The sequence below is a fragment of the Micromonospora globosa genome (assembly GCF_000717585.1).
In the GTDB taxonomy this organism is placed as follows: domain Bacteria; phylum Actinomycetota; class Actinomycetes; order Mycobacteriales; family Micromonosporaceae; genus Micromonospora; species Micromonospora aurantiaca.
On sequence record NZ_JNZR01000067.1, the window covers coordinates 1 to 6,037 of the forward strand.

Below are 6,037 nucleotides of genomic sequence, written 5' to 3' on the forward strand. Positions count from 1 at the left end.
CAACCTCCAACTGCTCTACCAAGGCCGCTCCCCCAACTCCGGCGGCGACTACGGCCTCCTGCCCTACCGACCCGGACTACTCACCCTCCAGCGCTGAGCGCGTACCCCGAGATCCGGAGAGCCCGGCCCCGCGACCACGCGGGCCGGGCTCTCCGGCCTCTCGCCCGACGGCGATCGTTGCCCTGGAGGCAACGACGGTGGCCCGGTCAGTCGTTGATCGGCACCGTCCCGCCCGGGAGTGTGGAGGTCGTCACCACCTCCCGAGCGAAGGGTTGGGCAGATGTCCTTCCAGGCGTACCTCGACGCGATCGAGGACAAGACCGGCAAGACCCCGCGCGTCCTGGTCGACGAGGCCAAGGAGCGCGGCTACGACGCGGCCGACGTCAAGGCGGGCGTGATCGTGGCCTGGCTGAAGGACGAGTACGGCCTCGGCCGGGGACACGCGATGGCTCTGATTCACGTGATCAAGAACGGGCCGAGGATCAGCGCCAAGCACGTCGGCTCCACCGGCTCCCACCGCGACGACAGCGACACGCTGTGGCTGGACGGCAAGGCCGCCCGAGCCTCCGCGTAGCGGCTGTGGACAGCGACGCCTATCGTTCGCCCCATGGGAGCGATCAAGCCGTGGCACCTGTTCGTCCTGACGCTCTGCTGCCTACTGCCGCTCATCGCGGCAGTGGTGGCGGTGGTGTGGACGCGGCGGAGTCGCCGCTGACCCGTCAGCGGCCGGCGGCGAACTCCTCCACCGCCGTGCAGACCCGCCCGAGCGCCTCGGCCGAGGCCGCCAGCGGCCCGGGCACCATCATCGAGTGGTCGGCGTCGGCGACCTCCACCACGTACGGGGTCAGCCGGCGCGCCACCGCACCGTCCCAGAACCGGTCGCCGGTGCCGCCGGCCAGCAGGAATGGCGCGGTGGCCCGGCCCAGCGGCTCCCGTACCGCGGGGTCGGTCAGCAGCGGCGTCAGCCACACCGCCGGGATGCCCCGGTCGGCGGCGAGCGGCGCGGCGAAACTGCCGAGCGACTTGCCCACGAGCAGATCCACCCCGGCGTCGAGAACCGGATCCAGCTGCTCGGCGACCCACTCCGGCGCGCTGTCGAGCCGCAGCTCGCCCAGCGACCGCCAGGTCACCTCGTGCACCTCGAAACCGAGCCGGCGCAGCGCCTCCCCGATGTAGACGAAGAGCGGTCCCCGGGTGTCGTAGCCCTGTCCCGGTGCGAGTACCGCGCGCCGATCCGCCATGGTCGCCTCCCTTGCGTTCGATCGATGCGTCACGCTAGCCGCTGCATGGATTGCCGGTGACCCCTCGGCCTCACAGCCGTTCCGGGGTACGGATGCCGAGCAGGTTCAGGCCCTGCCGCAGCACCCGCCCGGTCAGGTCGCACAACACGAGCCGGCTCTCCCGCACTGGCCCCTCGGCCCGCAGCACCGGGCAGCGCTCGTAGAACGCGCTGAACGCGACCGCCAGCCGGTGCAGGTAGGCGGTCAGCCGGTGGAACTCCAACCCACCCGCCACCTCCTCGACCACCGCGGCGAAGCCGACCAGCTCCATGGCGAGCGCCCGCTCGGCCGGCTCGGCGAGCGAGACCTCCGCGTCCGGCCGCGCCGCCGCGCCGGCCCGCCGGAAGATCGACCGGACCCGGGAGTACGCGTACTGGAGGTACGGCGCGGTGTTCCCGTCCAGCGACAGCATCCGCTCCCAGTCCAGCACGTAGTCCTTGTGCCGGTCCCCGGACAGGTCGGCGTACTTGATCGCGCCGACGCCCACCGCGCGCCCCACCTCGGCGGCCTCCGACTCGCCCAGCTCCGGATTGCGCTCCCGGGCCAGCGCGGTGGCCCGCTGGACCGCCTCGGTGAGCAGCCCGGCCAGCTTCACCGACCCGCCGGCCCGGCTGCGCAGCATCCGCCCGTCCGGGCCGAGGATCGAGCCGAACCCGACGTGCTCGGCCCGCGCCGGTGCGGTGAGCCAGCCGGCCTGCGCGGCGACCGCGAACACCATCTCGAAGTGCCGCCGCTGCGGAAGCCCGACCACGTAGAGCAGCCGGGTCGCGCCGAGCGCGCCGGTCCGGTGCCGCAGCGCGGCCAGATCGGTGGCCGGGTAGCCGTACCCGCCGTCGGACTTGCGCACGATCAGCGGCAACGGCTCGCCGTCACGGCCCACCGACCCGGGCGGGAACACGCAGTCCGCGCCGTCGCTGCGCCGCAGCAGCCCGAGCCGGTCCAACTCCTCGACAGTCGGCGCGAGCTGGTCGTGGTAGCTGCTCTCGCCCCGGAAGTCGTCGCCGGTCAGGGTCACGTCGAGCAGGTCGTACACGGTCAGGAAGTAGCCCTCCGACTGGGTCACCAGCAACCGCCACAGCCGCAGCGTCGCCGGGTCACCGCCCTGCAACGCCACCACCCGCTGCCGCGACCGCTCCCGGAACGCCTCGTCGTCGTCGAACTTCTCCCGCGCCGCCTTGTAGAACCCGTCCAGGTCACCCATGGACAGCTCCTGCGCCGCACCGGCCTCGCCCAGGTCGAGCAGGTGCTCGATCAGCATGCCGAACGGTGTGCCCCAGTCACCGAGGTGGTTGGCGCGCAGCACCCGGTGCCCGAGCCACTCCAGCGTCCGCGCCGCCGCGTCCCCGATCACAGTCGACCGCAGGTGCCCGACGTGCATCTCCTTCGCCACGTTCGGCCCCGAGTAGTCGACCACCACCGTCTCCGGCTCGGCCACCACTGGCACGCCGAGCCGCGGGTCGGCGGCCAGCGCGGACACCAGCCCGCCGAGCGCGTGCCCGGCCACCGTCAGGTTCAGGAAACCCGGACCGGACACCTCGACCGCCGCGCAGACGTCGGCCAGCGCGGCGCGCTCCCGTACCTCCGCGGCGATCTCCCGCGGCGGCCGGCCGAGCCGCCGGGCCAGGCCCAACGCCGCGTCGGACTGGAAGTCCGCGTGCTGCGAGCGCCGCACGGCCGGGTCCACCGGCACGCCGGCCACCGCCGCGAACGCCGGCGCCAGCCGGTCGGTGAGCAACCTTTCAAGATCCATGAGTACGCCGATCTCGCTGTGGATCCGCCGCGCGGATCACCTGACGGGAACGCGGCGGCGGAGCGAGGACGATCGATGACGACCGGCGGCTCGATCCGCCGGTCGCAGGAGGGGAAGGCTCAGCGCAGGCGGTCGCGGGACCGCCGGCGTCGCAGCGCGCCGAGCCGGACGTCGGAGGACGTCATCGGGTACGCGTGCGAGCTGGCCATGTCGGCAGCGTAACCGGCCGGTCCGGGGTCGGCGCAAGCGCGTACCCCGGACCGGCTCGTGGTCAGGCCGAGGTGGCGACGGCCTTGCGGTAGCGCTCGGCCCTGCGCCGCACCTGGGTGTACGCGCTGCTCAGGCCCATCGCCCGGCGGACCTCGACGAGCGTGCGGCGCACCTGCTCGCGGGTCCGCTCAGTGCCGGTGACGATCAGCTCGTCGACCAGGCCGGGCTGCGCCTCGAAGCGGGCCCGGCGCTCCCGGATCGGGTCCAGGAACCGGTTGAGCGCCGTCGCCAGCGCCTCCTTGACCTCCACATCACCGACCCGGCCGGCCCGGTAGCGGGCCTTGAGGTCGGCCACCTGCGCCCGGTCCGGATTGAAGATGTCGTGGTACTCGAAGACCGGGTTCCCCTCGACGGTGCCGGGCACGTCGGCGCGGACCCGATTCGGGTCGGTGTACATCCCCATCACCTTGCGGCGCACCGTCGCCGCGTCGTCGGAGAGCGCGATCGCGTTCCCCTTGCTCTTGCTCATCTTCCCGGCGCCGTCCGTCCCGACCAGCGTGGGCGTCTCCGACATGAGCATGTCGGGCACCGGGAAGACCTCGCCGTAGAGGTGGTTGAACCGGCGGGCGATCTCCCGGGTCACCTCGACGTGCGCGGCGTTGTCCTTTCCGACCGGCACGACCTGGCCCTTGACGCAGAGGATGTCGGCGGCCTGGAGCACCGGGTAGCCGAGCAGGCCGTACGGCATCTCGTCCTTGCCGGCGTCCCGGGTCATCTCCTTCAACGACGGCACCCGTTCCAGCCGGGGCACAGTGATGAGGTTCTGGAACAGCGTGTTCAGGTCGCCGACCTCGGGGATCGCGGACTGGAGGTAGAACGTCGCCCGTTCCGGCTCCACCCCGGCGGCGAGGATGTCGGTGACCATCTCGCGGGCGTTGTGGGCGACCTGCTCGATGTCCGCGCGGCTGTTGCGGGTGGTGAGCATGTGCAGGTCGGCGATGATGAAGAAGCTCTCGTAGCGCTGGTGCAGCCGCACCCGGTTGGCGATGCTGCCCACGTAGTGGCCGAGGTGCAGCCGCCCGGTCGGGCGGTCACCGGTGAGCATGCGTGCAGAGGACATGGTCGTACGCCTTTCGTGCCGTTCGCTGGCGGGGAGACGCGACCCGGGTGTCACCCAGGTCGGTGGAGCGGGCTCGTCAGAACGAGCGCCGCCATCGCCCGCCGGCGCGGAAACGGAGTCCGCCGGCACGGAGTACGTCGAGGATCTGCTCCCGGCCGTCGACAGCGTGGCCCGGGAGACCGCTGCGGGTCTCCGGGAGGCAGCTGCGCGGCCGGACCATGACTGACACGGTAACCGTTCACCGGCCTGCGCCGCTGCCTCCTGCCGCGCTTACTGCTGTCGATAGCTCTCCGTGTAGTAGCTGCCGACCCGATCCCGGTACTCGGGGTGCGCGAAGTGGTCCCTGTCGAACGCCGGCGACTCCTTCACCTGCTCCCGGGTGCGGTCCACGTGCACGACGCGGTCCAGGTGGTCGACCTGCGCCACCGTGCCGGCCGGCAGCAGCACCTTCTTGCCGAAGATCCACGGACCGGTGTCCACCACCAGGTACCGCGCGTCCGCGTCCTCGCTCGCCTCGTCGATGGAGCCGATCCGCCCGTCCGTTGCCTCCACCCGGTAGCCGGTGAGGTCGATCGGCGTACCCGGGCCGGGGGCGTCCAGGCCGTCGTCCGCCTCGCCGGCGCGCTGTTCCGGCACGTCTCCGGGCCGGGTCTGGTCGTACCCTCCGGCCAGGGCGGACGGATCCCGCCAGGTCCACGGGTTGAACGGCTGCATCGGTGGCACCTCCGTCGAATCGGCTCGACAGAACAGTGCCCCGGCGGCGGGAACGGAAACGCCTGCTGCGCCGACCGCTGGCCTGACCTGGGCGGACGGCGCGCTGGCATACTGGCCGACCATGGTCCTGTCACGTGGTTGGTCGCTGTTCCTGGTCGCCGTCGGCGTCTGGACGTGGGCGATCTGGCCGAGGTTCGCGGTCGCCATCTGGAACGACGAGCGCGCCTGGTCGGCCGGCGTCGTCGGCGAGGGCAGCCCGACCGGCTTCCTGTGGGTGCACGCCCTGCTGATCGCCGCCTCCCTGGCCATCGGCACGACTGTGGGAGTCCTGGGCATCCGCGCCTACCGGGCCGCCCGCCGCCCGTCTCCCTCCTCGCCCTCCGCCCCGCCGTCGCCCCGGTGATCAAGGAGTTTGTGTCCGCTGGGGACGTCGTTCGTGACGCGAACTCCTTGATCGCGGGCGCCTGTGGACGGGTGTGACGCGCGCCGCTACCCCTCGATTTGACGTTCAAACCCGCAGACGCGTAACTTTCTCTCTGCCAGCGCGGAACGGGGCAAACGGGACGAAAGCCCGGGAGCACCGAACAGGGCTGGCACCGGGTCCGACCGAGGCTTTCGGCCTTGCGAGGACGCGGTCCGGGCGAGGCCCGCCGAAACGCCGCAGGGCGGATTTGGCGCAGCGGAACCGACCGGGTAAGGTTGTCGACCGGCAGGGCACCGGGCGAGCTTGCGGGAAACCGCAGCGGCCGGCCTGCCAAATCCGATGATCATCGCAGCGGGTGACTGCTGCGCGTGCTCAGCGGCGCCGACCCGTACGAAGCATGACAGACCGGGACACACGGTTTGACACGGCAGAGACGGTGAGGTAACGTAGTAAAAGTGCCCGGCGCGAGAGCGGCGGGTGGTTGAACGAAATGCCCCGGCTGGGGGTTCCGCGGTTGTGGGGCCTGGTGGTTGGTGTGT

At 71.9% G+C, this 6,037-nt stretch carries 6 protein-coding genes; 2 read left to right on the forward strand and 4 right to left on the reverse strand.

The window, feature by feature from the left end:
- The first annotated feature begins 280 nt into the window (after positions 1–280).
- A complete protein-coding gene (locus tag IF06_RS0131500; protein WP_013289088.1) occupies positions 281–574 on the forward strand; it encodes a DUF4287 domain-containing protein in 294 nt (97 codons plus the stop codon).
- Positions 575–719: 145 nt separating this feature from the next.
- On the opposite strand, the gene IF06_RS0131505 is transcribed toward IF06_RS0131500, so the two are convergent.
- From IF06_RS0131505 to IF06_RS0131525, 4 genes are all read right to left on the reverse strand, one after another.
- Entirely contained in the window at positions 720–1,241 is a 522-nt protein-coding gene (locus tag IF06_RS0131505) for an alpha/beta hydrolase (RefSeq protein WP_013289087.1), read from the reverse strand.
- Between the two features lie 70 nt (positions 1,242–1,311).
- Positions 1,312–3,030, reverse strand: coding sequence for an arginine--tRNA ligase (gene argS, locus IF06_RS0131510; RefSeq protein ID WP_013289086.1), 1,719 nt, complete (start codon positions 3,028–3,030; stop codon positions 1,312–1,314).
- Between the two features lie 271 nt (positions 3,031–3,301).
- A complete protein-coding gene (trpS, locus tag IF06_RS0131520) occupies positions 3,302–4,360 on the reverse strand; it encodes a tryptophan--tRNA ligase (protein WP_013289085.1) in 1,059 nt (352 codons plus the stop codon).
- A gap of 270 nt (positions 4,361–4,630) precedes the next feature.
- Entirely contained in the window at positions 4,631–5,074 is a 444-nt protein-coding gene (locus IF06_RS0131525) for a PRC-barrel domain-containing protein (RefSeq protein WP_030275407.1), read from the reverse strand.
- A 121-nt stretch (positions 5,075–5,195) separates the two neighbouring features.
- Here IF06_RS0131525 and IF06_RS0131530 point away from each other — a divergent pair, with 121 nt between their 5' ends.
- Positions 5,196–5,477 (forward strand): SCO4848 family membrane protein, encoded by a 282-nt coding sequence (locus IF06_RS0131530; protein WP_013289083.1) that lies wholly within the window; start codon positions 5,196–5,198, stop codon positions 5,475–5,477.
- The last annotated feature ends 560 nt before the right edge of the window (positions 5,478–6,037 follow it).

What these genes read in the sequence shown, in the direction of transcription:
- IF06_RS0131500 (WP_013289088.1), top strand. Translation starts at nt 281, where the DNA reads ATGTCCTTCCAGGCGTACCTCGACGCGATCGAGGACAAGACCGGCAAG.
- trpS (WP_013289085.1), bottom strand. Translation starts at nt 4,360, where the DNA reads ATGTCCTCTGCACGCATGCTCACCGGTGACCGCCCGACCGGGCGGCTG.
- IF06_RS0131525 (WP_030275407.1), bottom strand. Translation starts at nt 5,074, where the DNA reads ATGCAGCCGTTCAACCCGTGGACCTGGCGGGATCCGTCCGCCCTGGCC.
- IF06_RS0131530 (WP_013289083.1), top strand. Translation starts at nt 5,196, where the DNA reads ATGGTCCTGTCACGTGGTTGGTCGCTGTTCCTGGTCGCCGTCGGCGTC.
- argS (WP_013289086.1), bottom strand. Translation starts at nt 3,030, where the DNA reads ATGGATCTTGAAAGGTTGCTCACCGACCGGCTGGCGCCGGCGTTCGCG.
- IF06_RS0131505 (WP_013289087.1), bottom strand. Translation starts at nt 1,241, where the DNA reads ATGGCGGATCGGCGCGCGGTACTCGCACCGGGACAGGGCTACGACACC.